This window comes from Streptomyces caeruleatus (assembly GCF_001514235.1).
Lineage (GTDB): Bacteria > Actinomycetota > Actinomycetes > Streptomycetales > Streptomycetaceae > Streptomyces > Streptomyces caeruleatus.
The window spans coordinates 403,328-428,914 of record NZ_KQ948930.1 but is presented as its reverse complement, the minus strand read 5'-3'; the positions used below and the strand labels follow the sequence as shown (position 1 = coordinate 428,914).

The window sequence follows — 25,587 nt, the reverse complement described above, 5'->3', positions numbered from 1 at the left end:
TGTCGTTCGGATCAGGCCCTAGCTCTGCTCCCGGTCCTCCGCCGCCTGCTCCACCAGCGGGATGATCCGCAGCGGAACGGGGTTCTCCATCACGATCGCGGTAGAGGCCCGGACGATCCCATCGAAACCGACAACCCGGTCGATCACACGCTGGAGATCGGCGTTGGAACGCGCCACGAGACGGCACATCATGTCCCCGGTCCCGGTGGTGGTGTGCAGCTCCAGGACCTCCGGCACGGTCGCCAAGTGCGCCCGTACGTCGGCCCCTTGCCCCTGTCGGATCTGCAGCGTGGCGAAGGCGGTGACGGGATACCCGAGCGCGGCCGGATCAACCTCGGGACCGAACCCGCGGATGACTCCGTTCGACTGAAGCCGGTCCAGTCGCGCCTGCGCGGTCCCGCGGGCCACCCCCAGCCGCCGGGACATCTCCAGCACCCCGATCCGCGGCTCCCGCGCGAGCAGCACGATGATCCGCCCGTCCAGATGATCGATCGCCACAGCAGCCTCCCGAGTGGGTGGTCATCCTGTACAGAAAGCCCGCCGAAGCGGGTCCCTCGCTGAGCAGATTGCCCAGCCCTGAACCAATCTATTGCGCACCTTGCCGTGCCGGAGTGAGGCTGCGCCTATGACGCAGACCACACACCACACTCCCGACACCGCCCGGCAGGCCGACCCCTTCCCGGTCAAGGGAATGGACGCGGTCGTCTTCGCCGTGGGCAACGCCAAGCAGGCGGCGCACTACTACTCGACCGCTTTCGGCATGCGTCTCGTGGCCTACTCCGGACCGGAGAACGGCAGCCGCGAGACCGCGAGCTACGTGCTGGAGAACGGCTCCGCCCGTTTCGTCCTCACCTCCGTCATCAAGCCCGCCACCACCTGGGGCCACTTCCTCGCCCAGCACGTGGCCGAGCACGGCGACGGCGTCGTCGACCTCGCCATCGAGGTCCCGGACGCGCGCCGGGCGTACGAGTACGCGCTCGAACACGGCGCCACGTCCGTCACCGAGCCGTACGAGCTGAAGGACGAGCACGGCACGGTCGTCCTGGCCGCCATCGCGACCTACGGCCAGACCCGCCACACCCTCGTCGAGCGCACCGGCTACGACGGCCCGTACCTCCCCGGCTATGTGGCGGCGAGCCCCATGGTCGAACCGCCCGCCCAGCGCACCTTCCAGGCCATCGACCACTGCGTCGGCAACGTCGAGCTCGGCCGGATGAACGAATGGGTCGGCTTCTACAACAAGGTCATGGGCTTCACGAACATGAAGGAGTTCGTGGGCGACGACATCGCGACCGAGTACAGCGCGCTGATGTCGAAGGTCGTGGCCGACGGGACGCTCAAGGTCAAGTTCCCGATCAACGAGCCCGCCATCGCCAAGAAGAAGTCCCAGATCGACGAGTACCTGGAGTTCTACGGCGACGCGGGCGTCCAGCACATCGCGCTGAACACGAACGACATCGTGGCGACGGTCCGGACGATGCGCGCGGCCGGCGTGCAGTTCCTCGACACCCCGGACTCGTACTACGACACCCTCGGCGAGTGGGTCGGCGACACCCGCGTCCCCGTCGAGACCCTGCGCGAGCTGAAGATCCTCGCCGACCGCGACGAGGACGGCTATCTGCTGCAGATCTTCACCAAGCCGGTCCAGGACCGTCCGACGGTCTTCTTCGAGATCATCGAGCGGCACGGCTCCATGGGCTTCGGCAAGGGCAACTTCAAGGCCCTGTTCGAGGCGATCGAGCGGGAGCAGGCCAAGCGGGGCAACCTCTGAGGCCCGTCGCGGCAACCTCTACGGCCTGTCGCGGCAACCTCTGAGGCCGGTGCGCGGCCTGTGAGTTCGTAGAAAGCGCAACCATTCCGGCCCGCTCGGGCCTCTCCAGTCGTGCGGGCGTCACGGGGCGCCCGCACGACCTCGGGGAGACGAGAGTGGCCGACCCCTTCGACCTGTCCACGGCGGCCGAGCGCTGGCTGTGGAAGAAGGACACGCTGAAGGAACCCACGATCCTTCAGTCCTTCGCCTTCGACGAGGCGAACGAGCATCTGTACGTCCTTCAGCTCACCCGGGGCGGCTCCCCGGCCGGCGACCTCTGCCTCAACCGGCTCGACCACCACGGCAAGCGGCTCGGCCACATGTACCTGCGCGGCTTCGGACACGGCGTCAGCATGGGCGTACAGCGCACGTCCGACGGCACCGTGTGGATCTGGACCGAGGCCGCCGCCAAGAACGGCTACGGCACCGGCGTCACCCGCTTCCGCTTCTCCGACGGCGCCGTCCGCACCCGCGACGACGTCAAGGTCCGCCACCCCGTCCCCGGCTCCACCCACAACCAGCCGTCCATCTGCATGGCCTCGCAGCGCATCGCCGTCCGCCACCACGTCGACGGCCGCCCCCGCTACCGGATCTGGGACCTCGACGCCTTCGTCGCCCGCGACTACGCCGACCCGATCGCCGACTTCCCGCAGACCGGCGCCCATCCCGACCCGAAGGTGCCGTTCCAGGGGTACGCCCTGCACGGCGACCACCTCTACCAGGTGGCCGGGACCGCGTACGACGCCAAGACCAACCCGCCGGCCAGGCGCGGCAACGTCCACCTCTCCTGCCTCGACATCCGTACCGGCGAACTGCTCGACCGGCAGCGCACCGAGGCCGGCTACTCCCTCGACCACCGCGAACCGGAGGGCCTCGCCGTACTCCGTGGCTCCCGGCCCCGGCTCTGTCTGGGCCTCGCGTCCGGGCCGGCGGGGGACCGCAGGTTCTCCCTCTACTACAAGCCGCACACCGGTTGAGGCGGCCGTACGCCGACCCCATGGCCAGGATCAACGACGTGGGCGGTACGCAGGGGTTCGGCGCCATCGACACCGCCGGCGACACCGATCCGTTCCTCGCGGACCGGGAGGCCGCGAACCCCGCGCGGTCCTCGCCGAGTTCGGCCCGTGACGCGCAACGCGCTGATCGGCACGGCGGCGGTGGGAAAGCCCCGGGTCACTTCCGCCGCGGCTTGGCGTCCATGTCCGGTACGTCCTGAACGGACGGCTCCCCGAGCTCCTCCAGCGCCGCCTGTGCCAGCGGCACCCGCGTCGGCGAGAAGTGCGGATTGATCCGCAGCGCCTCCTCCAGGTGCCGTCGCGCCGGCCCCGCCAGCTCCAGCGACCGCTCGATCATCCCCCGGTGATAGGCGTACAGCGCGCTGCGCACCCCGCCCCCCTTCTGCCGGTCGGTCGCCCGCCGGGCGAACTTCAGCGCCTCCTTGTCCTCCCCGGCCCGGTGCAGCGCCCACCCCAGCGCGTCGGCCACCGGGATCCCCGGCTGCCGGCGCCACTCGACCCTGAGCCGCCGTACGGCCATCTCCGTGTCGCCGTGGTCCGCCTCGTAGAGGCCCAGCACCAGCTCCTCGTCCACCCCGCCGGCCGCGGCCCGCGCCGCCCGCTCGCGCAGCAGGTCGTACTGCACGCGAGCCGCCTGACCCAGCCCCAGCGACTCGTACAACTCGCCCAGTTCCAGGGCGTATTCGGGCCGCGGCTGCTTGGCGAGGGCCGCCCGGTAGGCGTTCAGGGCTTCCGTCGAACGGCCCAGTGCCGCCAGCGTCCGCCCCTGCCCGGCGAGCGCGGCCCGCTGGTCGGGGTCGAGGCGCACCGCCTCCTGGAAGTGGCGCAGGGCCACCTCCAGGTCGCCGCGTTCCCAGGCGAGTTGCCCGGCCCGTTCGAGATACGCCGCCCGCTCGGCCGGGGCCCCGGTGGCCGCCGCAGCGTCGGAGAGGGCCGCCGCCGCGTCCTCCCGCCAGCCCCGGTCCCGGTAGAGGGCCGCCGCCCGGGCCTGCACCGCCGGTCCGGAGCGCAGCTTCAGCAGCCGGTCCAGGGTCCGCTTGGCGGCCCTGTAGTCACCCATCCCGGTCTGCGCTTCGATCAGCAGCGGATACGTCGTCCACCGCTTCCGGTCGACCTTCAGCGCCGCCTCGCCCCACGTCCGCGCCGCGTGGAAGTCCCGTCGGGCGTTGGCCAGCGCCGCCATGCCGTCCAGCGCCTCGGCGTTGCGCTCCCGCACCCGCAGCGACGCCCGCAGCGCGTTCTCGGCCTTCGGGTAGTTCGCCGGGTCCGCGGTCCGCCGCCCCTGTTCGACGTACGCCGCCCCCAGCACCGCCCACGCCCGGGCGTCCTTGGGATGCGTCCGCAGGTGGGTCTCGTGCTCGTCGATCAGCAGCGCCAGATCGGGCAGCGCGGCGGTCACCCCCGTGGTGACGGCGGCCAGCGCCTGCGCCCCCGGTGCCGGCGGGGCGGCCCGCGTCCCGCTCGGTCCCCACGGCAACAGCGTCAGCACCCCGCCGAGCACGGCACACCCCGCGACGGAGGCGATCAGCACGCGCAGCCGCTTGCGCGGGCGGCGGTCCGGCGGGCCCTGCCGGTCGTTCGCGGCGTCGTTCTCGGACCCGGCGTTCTCAGAGCCGGTGTTCGCAGACCCGGTGTTCGCAGACGCGGTGTTCGCAGACCCGGCGTTCTTCGGGGCGCTGTTCTCCATGGCGATCACTGTGCGTGAAACCTTGCGTCAATACGACGACCACACCCGTCCGACCCCGGCTGCCGTACTCGGGGTTCACACCGATGGCCCCGGGTGTCACTCTGTGATCATGAGCCGTACCGAAGCCGCACTCGACCAGGCCCGGGGTGACCTCACCGAGCGGCTGCTCGCGGGCCTGCCCGCCGAGGCCGTCCTCACCGACCCCGACATCACGGCCTCCTACGCCAACGACATGGCCAGCTTCTGCCCGGCCGGCGCCCCCGCCGTGGTCGTGCTGCCGCGCACGGCCGAAGAGGTCCAGCACGTCATGCGCACCGCCACCGAGCTGCGCGTCCCGGTCGTCCCGCAGGGCGCCCGCACGGGCCTGTCGGGCGGCGCCAACGCCTCCGAGGGCTGCATCGTGCTGTCCCTGACCAAGATGGACCGCATCCTGGAAATCAACCCGGTCGACCGCATCGCCGTCGTCGAGCCCGGCGTCATCAACGCCACGCTCTCCCGCGCGGTGGGCGAACTCGGCCTGTACTACCCGCCGGACCCCTCCAGCTGGGAGATGTGCACGATCGGCGGCAACATCGGCACGGCCTCCGGCGGCCTGTGCTGTGTGAAGTACGGGGTGACGGCGGAGTACGTCCTCGGCCTGGACGTCGTCCTCGCCGACGGCCGCCTGATGACCACCGGCCGTCGCACGGCCAAGGGCGTCGCCGGATACGACCTGACCCGCCTGTTCGTCGGCTCCGAGGGCTCGCTCGGCATCGTCGTACGGGCCGTCCTGGCGCTGAAGCCGCAGCCGCCGCGGCAACTGGTGCTGGCCGCCGAGTTCGCGACCGCGGCGGCCGCCTGTGACGCGGTGTGCCGGATCATGGAGGGCGGGCACGTCCCGTCGCTGCTGGAACTGATGGACCGTACGACCGTCAAGGCGGTCAACGACATCGCGAACATGGGACTGCCGGAGACGACAGAGGCCCTCCTCCTGGCCGCCTTCGACACCCCGGACCCCACCGCCGACCTCGCGGCCGTCGGCGCGCTGTGCGAGGCGGCCGGCGCCACCCAGGTGGTCCCGGCGGACGACGCGGCCGAGTCCGAACTCCTGCTCCAGGCACGGCGGTTGTCCCTCACCGCGCTCGAAGCCGTGCGGGGCGTGACGATGATCGACGACGTGTGCGTGCCACGGTCCAGGCTCGCCGACCTGATCGAGGGCGTCGAGCGGATCGCCGACAAGCACCAGCTCACCATCGGCGTCGTCGCCCACGCCGGTGACGGCAACACGCACCCCACCGTCTGCTTCGACGCGACCGACGCCGACGAGTCCCGGCGCGCCCGCGAATCCTTCGACGAGATCATGGCGCTCGGCCTGGAACTCGGCGGCACGATCACCGGCGAGCACGGCGTGGGCGTCCTGAAGAAGGAGTGGCTGGCGCGCGAGATCGGCCCGGTCGGGGTCGAGATGCAGCGCGGGATCAAGCAGGTCTTCGACCCGCTGGGCATCCTGAACCCGGGCAAGCTGTTCTGACCGGCAGGGCTCACTGGGCGAGCAGCTGGTCGAGCGCGTCGTCGATCCCCAGCTGCTCGCCCTCGGCCCCCGGCGGCACCAGCCGCAGCGTCCGCTCCAGCCACGCCGACACCTGCGCCGCCGGCGCCTCCAGCAGCGCGTCCCCGTCGGGCGAGCTCAGCCCCATGAGCACCAGGCTGCGCCCGTCCACCTTCGACGGCCACACCCGCACGTCCCCGTGCCCGCTCGGCCGGAACACCCCCTCCACGAGCAGGTCGCGCGAGAAGGTCCAGTGCACCGGGTGGTCGGAGTTGGTGTGAAAGGCGACGTGCACGGCGTACGGGTCGTCCCTGTGATAGCTCAGCAGCGCCGGCACGGGGATGCTCCGCTCGGGCGACAGCACGAGCCGCAGCTCCAGCTCGCGCTCCACGACGGTCTGATGCATGGCGTCCATGTCCTCTCTCGTGACTCGTACGAGCCCTGAGAGCGGGCCCGTACGAGTGGAGAGGGAGCAGCCCCCCGATTCATTACGCGACTTCCCAGAACTTTTTCCCACGCCCCTCCCAGCCCTGCCCCAGCCCTGCCCCGAGCCGCTCCCGGGCCGGGTTCCGCTCGTGTGCGGTACGTGTGCGAGGTTGCCCGGAAAGGAGTGGGTCCTACGGGACGGGCGGTGCTTGTTGCGTCGGTCTGATAGATGTGGAGGCCCCTATTTGACCCACGAGCAGATACCGGACGACGGACATGAGCGCCCCAACCCCGGCCCCCGGTGACGACAGGCCCCGCGAAGGGTATTACCCGGACCCGTCCATTCCTGGATATGTCCGGTACTGGAACGGCGCCTCCTGGGTGCCGGGCACCAGCCGTCCGGCGCCGGCGGACGGCGAACCGCTCGCCCCGCCGCCGGGCGCCCACCCGGACGGGCCCGCCGCCCCGGCCGCCTCGGTCGAGGAGACCGGCCCGCACTTCTTCGACGAGGAGCCGACGCAGGAACCCGCGTCGGGCCAGGCCCGGCACGGCAGCCGCCCGGAACCCGCGTCGGGCCAGGCCCGGCACGGCAGCCGCCCGGAGCCGGCGTCCGCGTGGGGCGCCGACCCCGCGCACCAGGGCGGCTTCGGCGGCGACCAGGACCACCGCGTCTCCTGGGGCGCCCCGCAGGAGCCCGACCCGAGGGACCCGCGCGCGGCGGCCCAGCCGGACGGCACGGCCGCCGTCCCGCCCGCCGAGCCGGACGCCGCCTCCGGTGGCGTCGCCTCCGGGGACACGTTCATGATCCGTCGGCCCGTGCCGGGCGGAGCGCAGTCCTCCGGCACCGGCATCCCCAACCCCGGCGGCCCCGCCCCCGCCGACGGCACCATGGCCATCCGCGCGGTGTCCCCGCACACGGGGGCGCAGGGCGGAAGCACGGGCGCGTCCGCCGGATCGGGCGCCGCACGTACGGACTCCGCGGCCGGCGCGCCGCAGGGCCCCGGCTTCGGCGCCGGGAAGGCCGCCGCCGAACGGGCCGCGGTGGCCCAAGGACAGGCCCAGACGGCCGCCGGAGCCGCTGCCGCCGCCCAGGCGGCCGGCGCCTCTCCCACGGCCCTCTCCGGCCCGCAGCAGGCCCAGCAGGCGGCCGCCCCGAGCATCCCGCAGCAGTCGGGCGGCCCGCAGTCCGCGGCGGACGCCTCCGGCGCGCCCATGACGTCGGGCCCCGGCGGCGGCCAGTCCTCCTGGGCGCAGCAGGTCCACCGGCTCGCGGGCCCCGGCGAGGATCAGCCGGTCGCGCCGTGGAAGCCCCCGACCTTGGACCCGTTCCAGGCCGCCGCCATGCGCCAGGCCGCCGCCCGCCCCGCCGGTCTCGGCAAGCGGCTGGCCGCACGGCTGCTGGACACGGTCGTCCTGGCCGCCGTCACCGCGGTGGCCGCCGTACCGCTCGGCACCAAGGCGCTCGACCACGTCAACGGCAAGATCGACGCCGCCAAGCTGTCCGGCGAGACGGTCACCGTGTGGCTGCTCGACGGCACCACGTCGGTCTACCTAGGCATCATCCTGGCCGTCCTGCTCCTGTTCGGCGCGGCCTACGAGGTCCTGCCCACCGTCAAGTGGGGCCGCACGCTGGGCAAGAAGGTGCTCGGCCTGGAGGTGCGGGACATCGAGGCCCACGAACCCCCGGAGTTCGGCGCGGCCCTGAAGCGCTGGCTCGTCTACAGCATCCCCGGCCTGCTCGTCGTCGGTGTCGTCGGCGTGCTGTGGTGCGTGTTCGACCGGCCCTGGCGCCAGTGCTGGCACGACAAGGCGGCGCGTACGTTCGTCGCGGGCTGACCGCCTACCGCGAACGGCCCGGAAGATTCCGTACCCCGGACGGCCCCGCGCCGGATGCGAAGCCGGACGGTTCGCGGTCGACTCGGGCCATGAGCAGCGAACCGCCTCCCGGCTCCGGTCAGCAACCCCCGGAAGACGATCCGTTCAGGAAGCAGCCCCCGCCGCCCGAGGGCGAGGGCTCGGGTCCGCCGTACGGTGACCAGCCCCCGTACGGCGGTCAACCCCCGCCCTACGGGGGCGGCCCCTACGGCGGTGGTCCCTACGGCGGTGACCCGTACGGCGGCGGAGGCGGGCCCGCCGACCCCCTCGCCGGGATGCCGCCGCTCGCCGACAGCGGCAAGCGCACGCTGGCCCGCATCATCGACATGATCCTGGTGGGTGTCGTCGTCTGGCTGCTCACCTGGGGATTCGGCGTCACCGAGTACAACGTCGACACCGACCAGGTGGAGTACGGCAAGTCCTTCGTGCAGTCGCTGGTCGCCGCCGTGCTGTTCATCGGCTACGACACCGTCATGACTGCCCGGACCGGGCAGACGCTCGGCAAGAAGCTGCTCAACATGCGCACGGCCAACCTCGACAACGGCGCCACCCCGTCCGTGCAGACCTCGCTGATCCGGGCGGCGGTGCTGTGGATCCCGTTCGCGTTCTGCTGCGCCTGCATCTGGACCGTGATCTGCGGCGGCTGGAGCTTCTTCGACAAGCCCTACAAACAGGGCCTGCACGACAAGGCGGCGAAGACGGTTGTCGTCAGCACCGGCAACTGACGGACGGCAGGCGGCCGTACGACCGACGCGCGGCCGGCGCCCGGCCGACCCGCGTCAGGACTGCGTCAGTACGGGTTCCTCCGCCTGTTCGCGTTCGGTGGGAGCGGGCTTGCGGACCGCCACCACGCGGGGCTTTTTCGGCATGGGCACCGTCATGGCGACCAGCAAACCGAGCAGGAGCGCCGCGACGGCGATGACCGCGATCCCCACACCCGTACTCGTCTGTGACAGCAGCAGCATGGCGAGCGTCGAGAAGATCACGGTGCACGAGCCGTAAGCGAGCTGTGCGGCAGTCGGACGAGGCATGATCATCGTGTCCTCGGAATCAGGGGTGCACGGGGGTCTCGGCCTGGCTTTCCGCCGACGTCCGGGCGTTCCGCCATCCGACTCTAACCGCGTGCATGCCCGAGAGGAACAAACCGTAAGCGTGACCTAACCAACAGTGCCGGTGCACAGGGGGCGCACGGAGTCATCGCGTCCAACAGGTGGACGGCGCAACGCGCCCGTCGTCGAAAGGTGGTTGTCCGCTAAATGAACATCAACTCCGCATAGTGCAATTGACCTGTCCAAGTCAAGGTCTGTTTTTTCTGCTTAACCTCTAGTCAAATGTCGTCACTTGACTACACGCGTTGATCAGGCGCCCGCGGAACCTCCAGGACCAGGAACCCTTCCTTCCGCGCGCCCGGACGCGGGGGAGGAAGCAAGTGACCAGTAGACCCTGGACGTTCAGAACGGCGGCAACAGCCGTCGCGCTCACGACGGCGGCGGCGACGTTCTCGACCTTCGCGGTGGCTCAGGCCGACGAAGGCGCGCCGGCGTCCGTGGAGCGGCACGACCCGGCGGAGCACACTCACGCCGACCACAACCTCGACGGCCCCATGAGCCGGACGCAGGAGGCCCAGCGCGAGGAGGCCCTGAACCAGGTCATATCCGGCCGGAGCAAGGTCACCAAGCGCGACGGCTCGCAGGTCGTCGAGCTCAAGAGCAAGAAGGGCGACAGCAAGTACGTCGAGCTGGGCCGCGAGAAGACCGACAAGATCTTCACGATCCTGGTCGAGTTCGGCGACCAGATCAGCGAGTTCGGCGGCACGCCCGGCCCGGCCCACAACCAGATAGCCGAGCCCGACCGCGAGAAGGACAACTCGACCGCCTGGCAGGCGGACTACAACAAGAAGCACTTCGAGGACCTCTACTTCGGCACCGGCAACAAGACCGAGTCGCTGAAGAAGTACTACGAGAAGCAGTCCTCGGGCCGCTACTCGGTCGAGGGCGAGGTCACCGACTGGGTGAAGGTCCCCTACAACGAGGCCCGCTACGGCAACAACGCCTGCGGTGACACCAACTGCGCCAGCGTGTGGAACGTCGTCAGCGACGGTCTGAACGCGTGGGTCGCCCAGCAGAAGGCGGCTGGGCGGACCGACGCCGAGATCAAGGCGGACGTCACACAGTTCGACCAGTGGGACCGCTACGACTTCGACGGCGACGGCGACTTCAACGAGGCCGACGGCTACATCGACCACTTCCAGATCGTGCACGCCGGTGAGGACGAGTCCGCGGGCGGCGGCGCCCAGGGCGAGGACGCGATCTGGGCCCACCGCTGGTACGCGTTCGGCACCGACGCCGGTGCCACCGGCCCCGCGAACAACAGGCTGGGCGGCGCGCAGATCGGCTCCACCGGCATCTGGGTCGGCGACTACACCGTCCAGCCGGAGAACGGCGGCCTCGGCGTCTACGCCCACGAGTACGGCCACGACCTCGGTCTGCCGGACCACTACGACACCGCCGGCGGCGAGAACTCCACCGGTTTCTGGACGCTGATGTCCTCCGGTTCCTGGCTGGGCACCGGCAAGAAGGAGATCGGTGACCTGCCCGGCGACATGACCGCCTGGGACAAGCTCCAGCTGGGCTGGCTCAACTACGACACGGCCAAGGCCGCGACGACGTCCGAGCACAAGCTGGGCCTGGCCGAGTACAACACCCGGCACAAGCAGGCCCTCGTGGTCAACCTGCCCAAGAAGGCCGTCACCACCGAACTCGTCACTCCCGCCCAGGGCGCGACCCAGTGGTGGAGCGGCAGCGGCAACAACCTGAAGAACACGCTGAGCCGGTCCGTCGACCTGACCGGCAAGTCCTCCGCGAGCCTCACCCTGGACGGCTGGTGGGACATCGAGAAGGGCTACGACTACCTCTACACCGAGGTGTCGACCGACGGCGGCGCCAACTGGACGGCGATCGACGGCACCGCGAACGGCAACCCGATCAGCCGTGACGGCAGCGACAAGCCCGCGCTCGACGGCACGGTGGACGCGTACCAGAAGCTCGTCTACCCGCTGGACGCCTACGCCGGCATGAAGATCGACCTGCGCTTCCGCTACGCGACCGACGGCGGCCTGGCGATGAAGGGCTTCGCGGCCGACCGCATCACGGTCACCGCCGACGGCTCCGCGGTCTTCTCGGACGACGTCGAGAGCGTGGACAACGCCTGGACGGCGACCGGCTTCTCGCGCATGGGTGCCTCGTTCACCAAGGACTACGCGCAGTACTACATCGCCGAGAACCGTCAGTACGTGTCGTACGACAAGACCCTGAAGACGGGCCCGTACAACTTCGGCTTCTCGTCGACCCGTCCGGACTGGGTGGAGCACTACGCGTACCAGAACGGCCTGTTGATCTGGAAGTGGGACACCTCCCAGGCGGACAACAACACCAGCCAGCACCAGGGTGTCGGTCTGATCCTCCCGGTCGACTCCCACCCGACGCCGCTGAAGTGGTCCGACGGCACGCTGATGCGCAACCGCATCCAGTCCTACGACTCGCCCTTCAGCACGTTCCGCACGGACGGCATGACGCTGCACAACGCGGACGTCGCGACCCGGATCCCGTCGCGTGCCGGGGTGCCGGTCTTCAACGACCACACCAGCACGTACTACAGCGCCGAGACGCCCACCGCGGGCGTCAAGATCACTGACACCAACACCAAGATCAAGATCATCAAGGAGCCGCGCGACGGCTCGACGATCACGGTCGAGGTCGGCGCCGCAGTGAAGTAAACGGCATATTCGCAGGTCAGAGCGCGATCGGCGGCAACCCTCTTGGCGGGTTGCCGCCGGTCGTGTTTAGGTGCACCCTGTGTTTCCGTTATTGACACCGACTCGCACGGGGGTGTGACCAGCATGGCCGCAGGAGGTTTCTGCAAGCTGCCGACCGGCAGCGTGGTGGTGGCTCTGAACCTGCCCAGACCCATCGCCAACGGCACGGGCAGCGTCCGTGTCCTCGTCCACGCCCAGAACCGCGCCCGAGCCCTGACCAGGCTCCGCAACCTCGGCATGCGCGCGGTCTACCTGCGCGGCAACGCAGCCCCACCGTCGCCCGACGAGATCACGGCCGTCCTGCACCACCCCGACGGCCTGATATGGCGCACGGCCCCTGACAACGGTGTCGCCCTGGGCCCTGAGCTGGCCCAGGAGCTGTGGCACCCGATCCGAGCGCTGCTGAGAAGGCCCGCTGCAACGCCGTAAGGGGCGCGGGGAACTGCGCGACCAGCCACGACGGGGCCGCACCCGCCAGGCGACCGGTCAAGGCACCCCGTAGGGCGCTACGCGACGACCGGCTTTCCGGACAGCTCGACGCCGGCCTCCCGCATGTCCTCCAGCGCCCGCTCCGTCGTCTCGGAAGCCACCCCGGCCGTCAGATCCAGCAGCACCTGCGTACGGAACCCCTCCCGCACCGCATCCACGGCAGTGGCCCGCACACAGTGATCCGTGGCGATCCCCACCACGTCCACCTCCGAGACATCCCGCGCCCGCAGCCAGTCCGCCAGCCGCACCCCGTTCTCGTCGGCCCCTTCGAACCCGCTGTACGCCGCCGCGTACGCCCCCTTGTCGAACACCGCGTCGATCGCGCCGGAGGCGACCGCGGGGGCGAAGTTCGGGTGGAACCCGACACCCTCGGTACCGGCGACGCAGTGCGCCGGCCAGGAGTGGGCGAAGTCGGGGTTGGTGGAGAAGTGACCGCCGGGGGCGATGTGGTGGTCGCGGGTGGCGACGACGTGCTGGTAGCCGGACCCGGCCGCCTGCCCGATCAGCTCGGTGACGGCGGCGGCCACGTCGGCACCGCCGGCCACCGCGAGGCTGCCCCCCTCGCAGAAGTCGTTCTGCACATCTACGACGATCAAGGCGCGGCGCATGGTCGGTGTCCTTCGGTTATGGACGCTGGGGCTGGGACGGTGGAAAAGGCTGCTGGCCCGGCCGTGAACTTCCGAGCCTAGAGACTTCGGGTGCGCTGCGGGAGGGGGCATGGCGCGCGCACGCCGGGCGCGCTCGCTTCACGCCCCCGTCCGGCTCCCCGAGCGCCCGTTGACATACTCGGTCGGGATGACAGGTTCCCCGCGCGAGAGCTGCGTGGCGGACAGCGGCAGATTCGCGCGAGCGGCCGTGTGCCGGTCCCGTACGACGTCCAGCGGCTCACGGGCCACCACGTCACCGCCCTCGATCAGCCGCACCAGCAGCTGCCGGTCGGCGAGCCCGTCCGGAACCGGCCCGGTGCCGACGACCTCGGCCTCGGCGACGCCGTACTCGTCGAGGCGGCGCGCGGCCCACTTGCGGCCGCCGACGGACGTCTTCCCGCCGCTCGACTTCTTCGCCACCGGCACCAGCGGCGCCGCGGCGTCGCCGGACTCGGCGCGGGCGACCAGCTTGTAGACCATCGAGCAGGTCGGATGCCCCGACCCGGTCACCAGCTGGGTGCCGACGCCGTACGCGTCCACCGGGGCCGCCGCCAGCGAGGCGATGGCGTACTCGTCCAGGTCGGAGGTCACGATGATCTTCGTGCCGGCGGCGCCCAGCTCGTCCAGCTGCTGGCGGACCCGGTGCGCGACCAGCAGCAGGTCGCCCGAGTCGATGCGCACGGCGCCCAGCTCGGGCCCGGCGACCTCCACGGCCGTACGGACCGCCTCGGCGACGTCGTAGGTGTCCACCAGCAGTGTGGTGCCGCGGCCCATGGAGTCCACCTGGGCCCGGAAGGCGTCGCGCTCGCGGTCGTGCAGCAGGGTGAAGGCGTGGGCGCTGGTGCCGACGGTGGGAATGCCGTAGCGGAAGCCGGCGGCGAGGTCGGAGGTGGAGGTGAAGCCGCCGAGGTAGGCGGCCCTGGACGCCGCCACCGCGGCCAGCTCGTGGGTGCGGCGGGCGCCCATCTCGATGAGCGGGCGTTCCCCGGCGGCCGACGCCATCCGGGAGGCGGCCGCGGCGATGGCGGAGTCGTGGTTGAGGATGGAGAGGATCACCGTCTCCAGCAGCACGCACTCGGCGAAGGTGCCCTCGACCCGCATGATCGGCGAGCCCGGGAAGTAGACCTCGCCCTCGGGGTAGCCCCAGACGTCGCCGGAGAAGCGGTAGTCCGCGAGCCACTTCAGGGTCTGCTCGTCGAGGATGTTCCGCTCGCGCAGGAAGCCGAGGACGCCGGCGTCGAAGCGGAAGTTCTCGACGGCGTCCAGGACCCGGCCGGTGCCGGCCACGACGCCGTAGCGCCGCCCCTCGGGCAGCCGCCGGGTGAAGACCTCGAAGACGCTGCGCCGCTCGGCGGTGCCGGCCTTCAGGGCGGCCTGAAGCATCGTGAGCTCGTACTGATCCGTGAAGAGCGCCGTCGAGGGAACATCCACCGGCAGCCCAAGGTCCGCTGTGTTCATGACTAGGGATGGTACCCCCATTTCGTCACTCTGACGATTTGTGCGGCCGAGGTCACAACAGGCGCCCTTGCCCAGCCCGTTTGTGCGACCACCCCCCTCGGGTGGCAGCATGGGCTCTGTGACGTCACCCGCACCCCTGGAGATCGAACGCACCGAGTCGGCGGAGGAGGTCTTCGCCGTCCCCGAGCCGGACGTCCCCTGGGTCACGATCGTCCACAACGACCCGGTCAACCTCATGAGCTATGTGACCTACGTCTTCCAGTCCTACTTCGGCTACACCAAGGACAAGGCGACCAAGCTCATGCTCGACGTCCACCACAAGGGCCGGGCGGTCGTCTCCAGCGGTACCCGCGAGGAGATGGAACGCGACGTGCAGGCCATGCACGGCTACGGTCTGTGGGCCACCCTCCAGCACGACCGCAAGTGACCCGTACGCCCGCGCAGGACCGGAAGTAGCGAATCGTCCCTATGCCAGGAACCTTCGAACCGCTCCCCGGCGGCGGCGCGGCCGTCGCCCTCGACGACGTCGAGATCTCCATCATCCGGTCGCTGGCCGTCCAGCTCCTGGAACTCATCGGCCCCGGCCCCGCCGCGGACGCCCCCGACGACCCGCTCGCCGAGCTGTTCGCCGACGGGCCGAGCGAGCCGCCCGCCGACCCGGTCCTCAGGCGCCTGTTCCCGGACGCGTACGGCGACCCCGAGGGGACACCGCAGGCCAAGGAGGCCGAGGAGCAGAAGGCGTACTCCGCGGAGTTCCGCCGCTACACCGAGAACGACCTGCGGGCCGGCAAGCGCGACAACGCCCTCGCGGTGGTCCGCGCCCTGGACGAGCTCAGCTCCGCCTCCGCCGGCGAGGGCGGCGCGGTGCTCAAGCTCTCCCCGGAGGAGTCCCAGCGGTGGCTCGGCGCCCTCAACGACCTGCGTCTCGCCATCGGCTCCCGGCTGGAGATCACCGACGAGGACGACACCGACCTGCTCTACCGGCTGCCGGACGAGGACCCGCGCAAGCCGATGGTGATGGCGTATCTGTGGCTGGGCGGACTCCAGGAGACGCTGGTCGCGACGCTCATGCCGTGAGGTCTCCGCGGGACGGCCAGTGGGCCCTGCCGTCCACCGGCAGGGCCCACTGGCCGTCGTTCGATTCAGTCAGTTCAGCAACGCGGTGATGCAGCCGGTCGCTCCCGCACCCACGGCCTGCTTGGCGACCTTGCTCGCCAGATCCTTGTTGAACCTGCCGACGACCAGCGAGATCGCGGCTCCGACCGACGCGTTGACGAGGCACTTCTTCGTCTTCTTGCTCATCTTGAGTCCGCCGACCAGCAGCGCGCAGGACTCCTTGTCGCCGTAGTGGCACTTGCTGGCGGCGATGTCCTGCCAGGTGTCGATCCTGGGCGTCCGCGACGTCGAGCTGTGCTGCGGCTGGGCGACGGCCGGGGCGGCCCCCAGGGCCAGCGAGCCGAGTACGGCGAGGGAGACGATCTTGAGCTTCATTGGTGTTCCCCTGTGGTGGTGCGTGGTGCGAGCCCGCGGTGGCGGTCGACCACCGCTGGTCAGCGGCCCGCGCCGAGCACGCTAGGAGCGTTGGCATGTGCAAGGCCAGAAAATTGATCAAGATCTGAGGAATGTGCCGGCCTCGGGGTGGGGACGTTTTTTGTTCATCTGTTAACCATTTGCGATTCAGCGTCTGTTCGCTCAGGGGATGCTCAGATCCGAATAACGATCCAGTCACCACCCAGGCTCCTTGTGCGGCGGTTTGCGCCTCATGTCCGGACCTCCTTGTGGCGTGGGCCACGCCGCTCCGGTCGATCACTGCAACGGCCGTGATAGATCTTCTCGACCGCCCGGGGACGCCACCCCTGTCCACGGGGGCGCCACCATGCCGGCGGATCGTCGGCTCGGCACCGCTCCATCCACATCCGGGGGGGATCGTGACCCGATCCGGGGCCGCTTCGCAGGCTCGGATCACCATGGAGAAAGGCGCACCATTCATGACCTCAGTGCAGGTCGACAAGCATCGTGACGGCGACGGGGCCGACGGTGCCGCGACGGAGGACGGCGAGGGGTATCAGCGCGGGCTAGGGGCCCGGCAGATCCAGATGATCGCCATCGGCGGTGCCATCGGTACCGGCCTGTTCCTCGGTGCGGGCAAGGGCATCTCCAAGGCCGGGCCCAGTCTGATCCTGGCGTATGCCATCGCGGGCCTCGTGATCTTCTTCATCATGCGGGCGCTGGGCGAACTGCTGCTGTACCGCCCGGTCTCCGGCTCCTTCGCGGACTACGCCCGTGAGTTCATCGGTCCGTTCGCGGGGTTCGTCACCGGCTGGACGTACTGGCTGTTCTGGGTCGTCACCGGCATCACCGAGGTCACCGCCGCGGCTGCCTACATGACGTACTGGTTCGACATGCCGCAGTGGGTCTCGGCACTGATCTTCACCGTCATCCTCTACGGCGCCAATCTGATCTCCGTGAAGCTCTTCGGTGAGCTGGAGTTCTGGTTCTCGATGGTCAAGGTCACTGCGATCATCGGCATGATCCTCATCTGCGCGGGCATCCTGACGCTCGGCTTCTCGGACGCCGGCGACACCGCTTCGGTGACCCACCTGTGGAGCGAAGGCGGATTCTTCCCGCACGGCATCGGCAGCACGCTGATGACCTTGCAGATGGTGATGTTCGCCTTCCTCGCCGTCGAGCTGGTCGGCGTCACCGCGGGCGAGTCCAAGGACCCCAGGACCGTGCTGCCCAAGGCGATCAACACCGTGCCGTGGCGTATCGCCGTCTTCTACGTCGGCGCCCTGATCATGATCCTCTCGGTGGTGCCCTGGACCCAATTCCAGCCCGGCATCAGCCCCTTCGTGGCCGCCTTCGAGAAGATGGGCCTCGCCGCCGGCGCGGGCATCGTGAACTTCGTCGTCCTGACCGCCGCCCTGTCGTCCTGCAACTCCGGCATGTACTCCACGGGCCGCATGCTGCGCAATCTCGCGCTCAACAGCCAGGGGCCGAAGCTCTTCACCGGGCTCACGAAGAACGGCCTGCCGCTGGCGGGCACCACGTTCTCCGCCGCGCTGATGCTGGTCGGTGTCTGGATCAACTACCAGTGGCCGGGCAAGGCGTTCGACTACGTGGTGTCCTTCGCGACCATCTCCGGCATGTGGGCCTGGATCGTCATCCTGATCTGCCAGCTTCGCTACCGTGCCAAGGCCGACCGCGGCGAACTGCCCCGGTCGGAGTTCCGGACGCCCGGCGCCCCCGTCACCAGCTGGTTCGCGCTCGCCTTCATCGGCATGGTGATCGTGCTGATGGGCATCGACAAGGACGCCCGTATCTCGCTGTACTGCGCACCGCTGTGGGGGCTGATCCTCGGCGTCTCCTACCTGGTGCTCAAGCGCCGCAATCCGCAGGCCGCGGCGTTCAACAAGCGCTGACGAAGCCTCCCCGAGGACGTCCAGCAGGGCGGGGCACTCGTGGCGCCCTCTTCCGCTGCCGCTCAAGGCGTCCGGTATATGGGCCGCCCCGTACCACTCTTCGGTACGGGGCGGCCCTCTGCTTATCCTGACGAGCATGCTGACCATCACCCAGGCCCTCGTCGACCAGATCGTCGCCCACGCGCGCAAGGACCACCCCGACGAGGCGTGCGGCGTCGTCGCGGGGCCGGCCGGCTCGGACCGTCCCGAGCGCTTCATCCCGATGCTGAACGCCGCGATGTCGCCCACGTTCTACGAGTTCGACTCCCAAGACCTGCTCAAGCTCTACCGCGAGATGGACGACCGCGACGAGGAGCCCGTGGTCATCTACCACTCCCACACGGCCACCGAGGCCCACCCCTCGCGCACCGACATCTCCTACGCCAACGAGCCCGGCGCGCACTACGTCCTCGTCTCCACGGCCGACACCGACGGCCTCGGCGAGTTCCAGTTCCGCTCCTTCCGGATCGTCGACGGCGAGGTGACGGAGGAGGAGGTCAAGATCGTCGAGGCGTACTGAGCCCCCCCGACGGCCGACCTGAACAGCGCGGTCTCACTCTCCGGCCCTCATCCGTCCGCGATGTGGGATCACATTCCAAAAGCCGGACCGGGAATCGATACGATGACCCCATGGTTTTCCACGACGTGAGCGAAAAGACGCCGGGCATGCTGCTCGTGGCGCGGCTGCACGTCGACCTGTGCAGGCTCGCCAGCGCCATCTGTTGACGCGACACCCTGCCGCCGTACGGCCGTGAGCCGCGGCGCTGCACGACGCACCACCCCTGCTGCACTTGCGCTGCCGCGCGCCCCCGACTGACTACTCCCGACAGGAGCCCTGAGCCATGGCCATCGAGGTCCGCATCCCCACCATCCTCCGCACCTACACCGACGGTCAGAAGGCCGTGGAGGGCAACGGGGGCACCCTCGCCGAGCTGTTCACCGACCTCGAGACCCGGCACACGGGCATCCAGGCCCGCATCGTGGAGGGCGAGCAGCTGCGCCGCTTCGTCAACGTCTACCTGAACGACGAGGACGTCCGCTTCCTCGACGGCATCAACACCAAGCTCGCCGACGGCGACAACGTCACGATCCTGCCGGCCGTGGCCGGCGGCATGGCCTGATCCGGATGCGTTACGACTCCCCGCTGGCCGCGGTGGGCAACACCCCTCTGGTGTGCCTGCCGCGGCTGTCGCCGTCCGCCGACGTCCGCATCTGGGCCAAGCTGGAGGACCGCAACCCCACCGGCTCGGTCAAGGACCGCCCGGCCCTGCACATGATCGAGCAGGCGGAGAAGGACGGCCGTCTGACGCCGGGCTGCACCATCCTGGAGCCCACCTCCGGCAACACCGGCATCTCCCTGGCGATGGCGGCGAAGCTCAAGGGCTACCGGATCGTGTGCGTGATGCCCGAGAACACCTCGCAGGAGCGCCGGGACCTGCTCGCGATGTGGGGCGCGGAGATCATCTCCAGCCCGGCCGCGGGCGGCTCCAACACCGCCGTACGGGTAGCCAAGGAACTCTCCGCCGAGCACCCCGACTGGGTGATGCTCTACCAGTACGGCAACCCGGACAACGCGGGCGCCCACTACGCCACGACCGGCCCGGAGATCCTCACCGACCTCCCGTCGGTCACCCACTTCGTCGCCGGCCTCGGCACCACCGGCACCCTGATGGGCGTCGGCCGCTACCTGCGCGAGCACAAGCCGGACGTCAAGATCGTCGCGGCGGAGCCCCGCTACGACGACTTGGTCTACGGCCTGCGCAACCTCGACGAGGGCTTCGTACCCGAGCTGTACGACGCCTCCGTCCTGACCACCCGCTTCTCGGTCGGCTCGGCCGACGCGGTCACCCGCACCCGTGAACTCCTCCAGCAGGAGGGCATCTTCGCGGGCATCTCCACCGGGGCCGCGCTGCACGCCGCGATCGGCGTCGGAAACAAGGCGGTCAAGGCGGGGGAGTCCGCCGACATCGTGTTCGTCGTGGCCGACGGCGGCTGGAAGTACCTCTCGACCGGCGTCTACACGGCCGCCACGACGGAGGCGGCCATCGAGACCCTGCAGGGACAACTCTGGGCGTGAGCCGGCCCGGTCGGCCCAGGGTCCGCGAGGCCCTGGCGGGCGAGTGACGGCGCCCTACGCGAGGTGACGGACCTGGTCCCACACGACCGGGTCCATCACCCCCACCCGCCGCCGGAAGTCCGACACCGGTACGTCCCGAAGTTCGCCCGTCTCCAGGAAGCTGGCCCGCCCCCGGGTGTCCCCGACGGAGCCCGGCGGCAACGGGATCACGCCGTAGCGCTCGTCCCGGTACTTGCTGGTGATCTTGGCGACGGTGACCCGCTGCCCGCGCACCGCGAGCACCAGACACGGCCGGTCCTTCGCACCGGGCCCGTCCTCGTACGGCACGTTCGCCCACCAGATCTCCGCAGGCGCGGGACGCGTGCCCGCACGCCCCCGCGAACGCCCCGCGGGCCGCCCGGGCGGCCGGCTGCGTCGCCCCTTCGGCCGACGCCCACGCCCCCACCCGTCGAGGAGCGTGGCGACCAGCGCCAGCAGCACCACCGCCGCGAGCGCGAGCCACCATGACGTGTCCATACGCACGAAGGTACCGGCGCCCGCCGCCCCGCGCGCGCCTCAGTGGTTCTCACGGTTTCGCGGCGATTCCCGCATCGATGTGCCCTCGATGTGCCCTCGATGTGCCCTCGATGTGCCCTCGATGTGCCCTCGGCTGGATGCCCGGAGCGGGGCGCACACTGGAAAGACAACCCCGAGGGGGCTGGTCACGATGACTCTCCGCACCATCGCCCATCACCTTGGTCTGCCCGTCCGGCGCGATCCGCAGGAGGTCGCGAAGATCATCGAGGGGCTCCGGCCCAACCTGGACGAGCTTCCTCACGACAGGCGGGAGCGGCTCGCTGCCGAGTGGACCAAGGTCCTCAGTGAACGGCACTGGCACCGGCCATACCTCCGGGACTGAGTGCCGTGTCCTCTGCGCGAAGAAGTGATCACCATGGCCGGCGACGACAAAGAACTCACGTTCGCGGAGGAGATCGACCCCGACCTGGCGAAGATCCTGGCCGAGATCCGCGAGTACTGCGAGACCATGCCGCCCGAGGAGGCTCTCGATCTGATCGACAAGTGCAGGATGGTCGTGGCGCTCTACCGTGATCTCTGGCAGCTGGACGGCGACGCGGCCGATCAGACGGGGTCAGGTTCGTTAGAGCCGGGAGGGGCGCCGGAGGCCCTGAGCTCCCGTTGACATACGGGGGTCTTCGAAGTGAGCCGGGGCACAACCCGCACCGCCCGGTCCCGTCAGAGGCATCCGGCCCATCGGCAGCCCCTCTGAACAGCGAGGGCCCTCCTCGTAGACAGCGCCCCGGCATTCGAGCGGCCGAGGGCATGGCGTTTCGCATCATTGCGGCACGACGGCCGGGCGGGAGTCAGCGGCTCCCGCCCCCCGGCTATGGCAGTTTCAGCTTCAGCGGGCCGCAGCCGAGGCGGGTAGCCTCGGCCTCGACGTAGCGGGGGAAGAGGGTGCGCACGTCCGCGCTCATCCCGCCGTCGTTGGCCTGTACGAGGAACACGGTCGTGCCCGCCTGGCAACGGGCCCGGAAGACACCGAGGTTGGGGCCGAGACCGCCGTAGCCGACGGCGGAGGTCACCTGGTCGCCCTCGTGCAGCGTCATCCCAGTGAAGATCGCGGCCAGCCGCGGGTCCTCGACGGTCATCAGGCGCTGCTTCCATTGCGAGCCGGTGATGTCGCGGTCGCAGGTGCGTACCGGGCCGTCCCCGTCGGTGATCATGGGGTACTTGCTCGGCTTCCGCTTCTTGCCCAGGGTCAGCCCCTTGATGCCGCAGAGCGCGTCCGGCTTCTCCGTGCGGGTGTAGCGGGCGGCTTTCGGAAGGCGTTCGACCGGATCGGCGATCGTGCCCGTGCAGCCCAGGTCCGCACTGACCTTGTTGACGAGCTTCACGACCATGCGGGCCATCGAATCCCGCTCCTGGGGTCGCGGCTCCATGTCGCTGATCCAGTTGCCCTGGGCGATGTCCACGACGGTCGGCCCGTCGAAGTCGTCGGGGCGGCCCAGGCAGCCGTCCGGGATGGCGAGCCAGGCGCGGTTGTCCGAGGCCATGCCCAAGAGGCCGCCGCCGAGCGGGGTGAGGCGGGCGGAGAGGAACTCGTCGGCCCACTTGCCGTCGTCGCCGGCCCGGTCGTCCAGCCGGTGCACCCGGGCGGTGAGCGCCCATTCATCGCCGTCGCTGTTCGTCAACTGGCAGCTGCCGATGGGGCCGTCCATGGAGCGCGCACCGTGCAACACGGGCGCCTCGACCGCCTTGACGTTCTCCGGCTCCCGGAACGTCGTGGCAAGGTCATCGCGGGACAACGCGCCCCAGCACACCTCGTCCGGCGCGAACGGCCCGGCCTGCGCCTGCCAGGCCATGCCGCCGGCACCGAGCAGCACCCCGGCGAGCCCTGCGGCCAGCAGTGGCCGGACCCGGCCGCGCAGCAGCCTGCGCCAGTGCCAACGCTGACGGCGTCGGCGCCACCGCTCCCGGCGCAGGCGCCGATACCGCTCGCTGAGCGACTCCCGGTCGGCGGGCACGGGCTGGTCGTAGCGGTTCGGCTGGTCCGCGGTGCTGCTCACCGGGCGGCTCCCTCGGGGGCGATGGGGGCGCAGCCCAGGCGGGCGGCGGCCGCGTTGGCGAAGGCGGCGAGGTGGTCGGGGTCGGTGGAGGCGCCCATCAGGAAGGTGGTGGGCCGGCCGGCACAGTCGGCTCGTACGATCGCGTGGTCCTCGCCGAGGGAGCCCGTGCCGCGCCAGCCGCGGGCCACGGGGCGTTCACCCGCGATGCCGTCGAACACCGCGACCAGCCGGGGCTGCGCGACCATCGCCAGCTGCAGGTACGGCACACCGTCGCCACGGACGCTGCACGTCTGCAGGTCGCGGGTGACCGCGCCGGTCTGGTCCGTGATGTCCTCCGTGCCGAGGCTCAGGCCGCGGATGCCGCAGACGTCTTCAGAGGCGCCGTAGATGTCCTCCGGATTGCCCGGCAGGTCGTAGACGGGCGAGCTGACCCTCAGCGGCTCGTCCGGCTCGCAACCGGCCGCCGCCATCCCACGGTTGGCCGCCGCGACGAGCAGCACCGCCGCCTGTTGGGCGCCGCCCAGATCCGCCGGATCGTTCTGGCTGTACGAGGGGCCGCTGGCGTAAGTGCCGGACGCGTCCATGGTGACGACGGTCGGCCGGCCATCAGGCGTGTCGCAGGACTTGGGGAGCACCAGCAGACCGCCACCCCCGTTCACCGTGCCCGGCAGGCCGTCCGGGAGCGGAACCATGTCACCGCCCAGGAATCCGTCCTGGACCATCGCCAGCCGGTCCTCCGCGGCCTTGGGGACCGGGCCGTACGTGACGGACACCTGCTGGCGGATGGAGACCTCGTCACCGTCGTGGCGGCTCTTGTAGTCGCCGGCGATGGTGAGCTCGCAGCTGCCGGTCGGACGCTGGCGGGTGGGCGCGGTCTCCTCGCTTGTGCGTGCCCCGTCGTCATCCTCGCCGAAGGCCTCGTCGCCGAGGAAGCCCGGACCGCTGTCCTCCTCCCACGCACCCCAGCAGTAACGCTCCTTCGGCCACGGCCAGGTGTCCGCCGCCCATGTCCCGAGACCGGTGCCCGCAAGCGCGAGCACCAGCGCGGATATCAGCAACAACCGTCCACGCCTGCCGTCCGGCAGCGCCCGCCGCAGCCGACCAGGCACCGCGGACGCCTCGTCTGTCTCACTCACCCCGTGATCCCCCTTCGGCGCAGGATTTTATCCCCGTCGTCAGTCGGGAGCAGGCTCGCTCCGACCCCGCATGACCTCACTCCCGCCCGGCGGCGTCGGACAACTCGAACCACACGACCTTCCAGCCGGGCGTGGGGGAGCGGTCGATCACCGGGTAGCGGCCCCATGCGTCCGCCAGCGCTTGCACCAGGTAGAGGCCGCGGCCGAAGTCCTGGTCGGGGGTGCAGGGTAGGGGGTCGGGGAGTTCCGGATGGTTGTCCATGACTCCGATGCGTACGACGGGTACCGCGCGTACGGCGCCGGGGCGGGAGCGGAGTCTGACGGTGAGCGGGCCGTCGGAGTGCTTGACGCCGTTGGAGACGAGCTCGGAGGTCAACAGCTCGGCGGTGTCGGTGAGTTCGGGTGTGTGGGCGTGGCCGAGGAGTGCGGTGCGGATGGTGTGGCGGGCGATGTGGGGGGCTCGCTGGTCGTTGGTGAGGTGGAGGTGGCATTGCCAGGTGGCGGGTTCGGGCATGGGGTCTGTCCTCGCTGTTCGGGGGAGGGGGGCAGTCGGTGGCTCGTCTCCCTGGCGCGGCCTGCCCCTCCCAGGGAAGGAGGGCGCGGGCAGGGGCGCGCGACGCACTGCCAACTGCCGTGTGTAGCTTGTGCGTTACTGACTGTAGGGCATGGGGGGCTATGTTGCCCTCACGTCGGGGAAACTGAAGCCCCTATGTGGGGTGCCGCACGCCACGAGAAAGGAACGGCATGGCAGCGAGGACGTCGCCGACGGAGCGCCAGAAGAGGCTCGGGGCGGAGGTGCGTAGGATCCGCACCGCTGCCGGCGTGACCGGGGAGTACGCCGCAGGCCTCCTCGGCGTGGACCGGGGCAAGATCTCCAACATCGAGTTGGGTGCGCGCCCCATCAGCCCCGAGCGGCTGCGCACGTTGGCCTGCAACTGTGACTGTGACGACGAGGCGTACATCAACGCCCTGATGGAGCTGGCGCAGCCCGCCGAGCGTGGCTGGTGGGAGAGGTACCGCGGCAGTCTTCCGGCCGGGCTCCTCGATATTGCCGAGTTGGAGCACCATGCGGTGCGGTTGCGCAGCGTGCACCTGATCCACATGCCTGGCCTGCTGCAGTCCAGTGATCACGCTCAGGCCGTCTTCAGGGCCGCGATGCCGCCGCTGCCCGAGCATGAGATCGCCCTGCGTCTTGCTCACCGACTTGAGCGCCAACGGGTCCTCGAAGGCGAGAACCCCATCGAATACGTCGGGATACTGCACGAGGCGGCGCTGCGTATGCAGTTCGGTGGGCGCAAGGTCGCCCGAGCGCAGCTGGAGTACTTGCTCGCCATGTCGGAGCGGGCCAACGTGTCACTGAGCGTCATCCCTTTCGAAGCGGGCTCCTTCCCGGGCGCGGGGCAGACCGTGATCTACATGGAAGGGCCCGTGCCGAAACTCGACACGGTTCAGATCGACAGTGCCCACGGCCCGGAATTTCTTTACCAGGAGGCCCAGTTGTCCAAGTACCGAGCACAACTGGACTGGATGGAAGAGCGCGCGCTGTCGCACCAGGAGTCGCATGACTTCATCCAGGACATCGCCAGCCACCTCTGA

The 25,587-nt window shown here is 70.2% G+C and carries 29 protein-coding genes; 18 read left to right on the top strand and 11 right to left on the bottom strand.

Annotated elements, in window-relative coordinates:
• Nucleotides 1–18: 18 nt before the first annotated feature.
• Nucleotides 19–498 carry an Lrp/AsnC family transcriptional regulator gene (locus AQJ67_RS23110; RefSeq protein WP_062720961.1) on the bottom strand — a complete coding sequence of 160 codons (480 nt, stop codon included), beginning with the start codon at nt 496–498 and terminating at the stop codon, nt 19–21.
• Nucleotides 499–625: 127 nt separating this feature from the next.
• Between AQJ67_RS23110 and hppD the strand changes: the two genes are divergently transcribed.
• The 3 genes from hppD to AQJ67_RS23095 all read left to right on the top strand — a co-directional run bounded on the left by hppD (nt 626) and on the right by AQJ67_RS23095 (nt 3,026).
• Nucleotides 626–1,771 carry a 4-hydroxyphenylpyruvate dioxygenase gene (gene hppD, locus AQJ67_RS23105; RefSeq protein WP_062720960.1) on the top strand — a complete coding sequence of 382 codons (1,146 nt, stop codon included), beginning with the start codon at nt 626–628 and terminating at the stop codon, nt 1,769–1,771.
• Nucleotides 1,772–1,926: 155 nt separating this feature from the next.
• Nucleotides 1,927–2,787, top strand: coding sequence for a phage baseplate protein (locus AQJ67_RS23100; RefSeq protein ID WP_062720959.1), 861 nt, complete (start codon nt 1,927–1,929; stop codon nt 2,785–2,787).
• Between the two features lie 20 nt (nt 2,788–2,807).
• Nucleotides 2,808–3,026: a hypothetical protein gene (locus tag AQJ67_RS23095; RefSeq protein ID WP_062720958.1), complete on the top strand. Its 219-nt coding sequence runs from the start codon at nt 2,808–2,810 to the stop codon at nt 3,024–3,026.
• Here AQJ67_RS23095 and AQJ67_RS23090 read toward each other — a convergent pair.
• On the bottom strand, nt 2,984–4,513 hold the full coding sequence (locus AQJ67_RS23090; protein ID WP_079056103.1) for a tetratricopeptide repeat protein: 1,530 nt from the start codon (nt 4,511–4,513) through the stop codon (nt 2,984–2,986). The two genes, AQJ67_RS23095 and AQJ67_RS23090, sit on opposite strands and share 43 nt — an antisense overlap.
• 103 nt (nt 4,514–4,616) lie before the next feature.
• Here AQJ67_RS23090 and AQJ67_RS23085 point away from each other — a divergent pair, with 103 nt between their 5' ends.
• On the top strand, nt 4,617–6,023 hold the full coding sequence (locus tag AQJ67_RS23085) for an FAD-binding oxidoreductase (protein ID WP_062720957.1): 1,407 nt from the start codon (nt 4,617–4,619) through the stop codon (nt 6,021–6,023).
• Between the two features lie 10 nt (nt 6,024–6,033).
• Here the strand turns inward: AQJ67_RS23085 and AQJ67_RS23080 are convergent, their stop codons facing one another.
• On the bottom strand, nt 6,034–6,447 hold the full coding sequence (locus AQJ67_RS23080) for an SsgA family sporulation/cell division regulator (protein WP_062721077.1): 414 nt from the start codon (nt 6,445–6,447) through the stop codon (nt 6,034–6,036).
• 296 nt (nt 6,448–6,743) lie between these two features.
• On the opposite strand from AQJ67_RS23080, the gene AQJ67_RS23075 reads away from it, so the two are divergent.
• A complete protein-coding gene (locus AQJ67_RS23075) occupies nt 6,744–8,303 on the top strand; it encodes an RDD family protein (protein ID WP_062720956.1) in 1,560 nt (519 codons plus the stop codon).
• Between the two features lie 89 nt (nt 8,304–8,392).
• Nucleotides 8,393–9,067, top strand: a complete 675-nt coding sequence (locus tag AQJ67_RS23070; protein WP_062720955.1) for an RDD family protein — start codon at nt 8,393–8,395, stop codon at nt 9,065–9,067.
• A 54-nt stretch (nt 9,068–9,121) separates the two neighbouring features.
• On the opposite strand, the gene AQJ67_RS23065 is transcribed toward AQJ67_RS23070, so the two are convergent.
• Nucleotides 9,122–9,373: a hypothetical protein gene (locus AQJ67_RS23065; RefSeq protein ID WP_062721076.1), complete on the bottom strand. Its 252-nt coding sequence runs from the start codon at nt 9,371–9,373 to the stop codon at nt 9,122–9,124.
• Nucleotides 9,374–9,771: 398 nt separating this feature from the next.
• On the opposite strand from AQJ67_RS23065, the gene AQJ67_RS23060 reads away from it, so the two are divergent.
• Nucleotides 9,772–12,117 carry an immune inhibitor A domain-containing protein gene (locus AQJ67_RS23060; protein WP_062720954.1) on the top strand — a complete coding sequence of 782 codons (2,346 nt, stop codon included), beginning with the start codon at nt 9,772–9,774 and terminating at the stop codon, nt 12,115–12,117.
• 123 nt (nt 12,118–12,240) lie between these two features.
• The gene (locus AQJ67_RS23055; RefSeq protein ID WP_062720953.1) at nt 12,241–12,585 is read left to right on the top strand and encodes a hypothetical protein; all 345 of its coding nucleotides are present in this window, start codon (nt 12,241–12,243) and stop codon (nt 12,583–12,585) included.
• 77 nt (nt 12,586–12,662) lie between these two features.
• On the opposite strand, the gene AQJ67_RS23050 is transcribed toward AQJ67_RS23055, so the two are convergent.
• Together AQJ67_RS23050 and AQJ67_RS23045 are read right to left on the bottom strand one after the other, a co-directional pair.
• Nucleotides 12,663–13,253 carry an isochorismatase family protein gene (locus AQJ67_RS23050; RefSeq protein WP_062720952.1) on the bottom strand — a complete coding sequence of 197 codons (591 nt, stop codon included), beginning with the start codon at nt 13,251–13,253 and terminating at the stop codon, nt 12,663–12,665.
• A gap of 138 nt (nt 13,254–13,391) precedes the next feature.
• Nucleotides 13,392–14,750 carry a nicotinate phosphoribosyltransferase gene (locus AQJ67_RS23045; protein WP_062720951.1) on the bottom strand — a complete coding sequence of 453 codons (1,359 nt, stop codon included), beginning with the start codon at nt 14,748–14,750 and terminating at the stop codon, nt 13,392–13,394.
• Nucleotides 14,751–14,859: 109 nt separating this feature from the next.
• Here AQJ67_RS23045 and clpS point away from each other — a divergent pair, with 109 nt between their 5' ends.
• A complete protein-coding gene (clpS, locus tag AQJ67_RS23040; protein ID WP_030053518.1) occupies nt 14,860–15,177 on the top strand; it encodes an ATP-dependent Clp protease adapter ClpS in 318 nt (105 codons plus the stop codon).
• Nucleotides 15,178–15,218: 41 nt separating this feature from the next.
• A complete protein-coding gene (locus AQJ67_RS23035; RefSeq protein ID WP_062720950.1) occupies nt 15,219–15,827 on the top strand; it encodes a DUF2017 domain-containing protein in 609 nt (202 codons plus the stop codon).
• A gap of 69 nt (nt 15,828–15,896) precedes the next feature.
• On the opposite strand, the gene AQJ67_RS23030 is transcribed toward AQJ67_RS23035, so the two are convergent.
• The gene (locus AQJ67_RS23030) at nt 15,897–16,241 is read right to left on the bottom strand and encodes a hypothetical protein (protein WP_062720949.1); all 345 of its coding nucleotides are present in this window, start codon (nt 16,239–16,241) and stop codon (nt 15,897–15,899) included.
• 497 nt (nt 16,242–16,738) lie between these two features.
• On the opposite strand from AQJ67_RS23030, the gene AQJ67_RS23025 reads away from it, so the two are divergent.
• The 5 genes from AQJ67_RS23025 to AQJ67_RS23010 all read left to right on the top strand — a co-directional run bounded on the left by AQJ67_RS23025 (nt 16,739) and on the right by AQJ67_RS23010 (nt 20,288).
• Nucleotides 16,739–18,172, top strand: coding sequence for an amino acid permease (locus tag AQJ67_RS23025; RefSeq protein WP_062720948.1), 1,434 nt, complete (start codon nt 16,739–16,741; stop codon nt 18,170–18,172).
• Nucleotides 18,173–18,308: 136 nt separating this feature from the next.
• Nucleotides 18,309–18,731 (top strand): M67 family metallopeptidase, encoded by a 423-nt coding sequence (locus AQJ67_RS23020; RefSeq protein WP_062720947.1) that lies wholly within the window; start codon nt 18,309–18,311, stop codon nt 18,729–18,731.
• 110 nt (nt 18,732–18,841) lie between these two features.
• On the top strand, nt 18,842–18,937 hold the full coding sequence (locus AQJ67_RS50460; RefSeq protein ID WP_316959376.1) for a putative leader peptide: 96 nt from the start codon (nt 18,842–18,844) through the stop codon (nt 18,935–18,937).
• Nucleotides 18,938–19,053: 116 nt separating this feature from the next.
• Nucleotides 19,054–19,332 carry a MoaD/ThiS family protein gene (locus tag AQJ67_RS23015; protein WP_062720946.1) on the top strand — a complete coding sequence of 93 codons (279 nt, stop codon included), beginning with the start codon at nt 19,054–19,056 and terminating at the stop codon, nt 19,330–19,332.
• Nucleotides 19,333–19,337: 5 nt separating this feature from the next.
• Nucleotides 19,338–20,288: a PLP-dependent cysteine synthase family protein gene (locus AQJ67_RS23010; RefSeq protein WP_062720945.1), complete on the top strand. Its 951-nt coding sequence runs from the start codon at nt 19,338–19,340 to the stop codon at nt 20,286–20,288.
• Nucleotides 20,289–20,342: 54 nt separating this feature from the next.
• Here AQJ67_RS23010 and AQJ67_RS23005 read toward each other — a convergent pair whose 3' ends face one another.
• On the bottom strand, nt 20,343–20,804 hold the full coding sequence (locus AQJ67_RS23005) for a type II toxin-antitoxin system PemK/MazF family toxin (protein ID WP_062720944.1): 462 nt from the start codon (nt 20,802–20,804) through the stop codon (nt 20,343–20,345).
• 190 nt (nt 20,805–20,994) lie between these two features.
• Here AQJ67_RS23005 and AQJ67_RS23000 point away from each other — a divergent pair, with 190 nt between their 5' ends.
• Together AQJ67_RS23000 and AQJ67_RS22995 are read left to right on the top strand one after the other, a co-directional pair.
• Nucleotides 20,995–21,186: a hypothetical protein gene (locus AQJ67_RS23000; RefSeq protein ID WP_062720943.1), complete on the top strand. Its 192-nt coding sequence runs from the start codon at nt 20,995–20,997 to the stop codon at nt 21,184–21,186.
• 33 nt (nt 21,187–21,219) lie between these two features.
• Nucleotides 21,220–21,468: a hypothetical protein gene (locus tag AQJ67_RS22995; RefSeq protein ID WP_159058810.1), complete on the top strand. Its 249-nt coding sequence runs from the start codon at nt 21,220–21,222 to the stop codon at nt 21,466–21,468.
• Nucleotides 21,469–21,670: 202 nt separating this feature from the next.
• On the opposite strand, the gene AQJ67_RS22990 is transcribed toward AQJ67_RS22995, so the two are convergent.
• From AQJ67_RS22990 to AQJ67_RS22980, 3 genes are all read right to left on the bottom strand, one after another.
• Nucleotides 21,671–22,855 carry a hypothetical protein gene (locus AQJ67_RS22990; protein ID WP_062720941.1) on the bottom strand — a complete coding sequence of 395 codons (1,185 nt, stop codon included), beginning with the start codon at nt 22,853–22,855 and terminating at the stop codon, nt 21,671–21,673.
• Nucleotides 22,852–23,991, bottom strand: coding sequence for a hypothetical protein (locus tag AQJ67_RS22985; RefSeq protein ID WP_244190556.1), 1,140 nt, complete (start codon nt 23,989–23,991; stop codon nt 22,852–22,854). Before AQJ67_RS22985 ends, AQJ67_RS22990 begins: the two co-directional genes overlap by 4 nt.
• 76 nt (nt 23,992–24,067) lie before the next feature.
• Entirely contained in the window at nt 24,068–24,505 is a 438-nt protein-coding gene (locus AQJ67_RS22980) for an ATP-binding protein (protein ID WP_062720939.1), read from the bottom strand.
• Between the two features lie 230 nt (nt 24,506–24,735).
• Here AQJ67_RS22980 and AQJ67_RS22975 point away from each other — a divergent pair, with 230 nt between their 5' ends.
• Complete coding sequence (locus AQJ67_RS22975; protein WP_062720938.1) at nt 24,736–25,587, top strand: helix-turn-helix domain-containing protein; 852 nt, start codon at nt 24,736–24,738, stop codon at nt 25,585–25,587.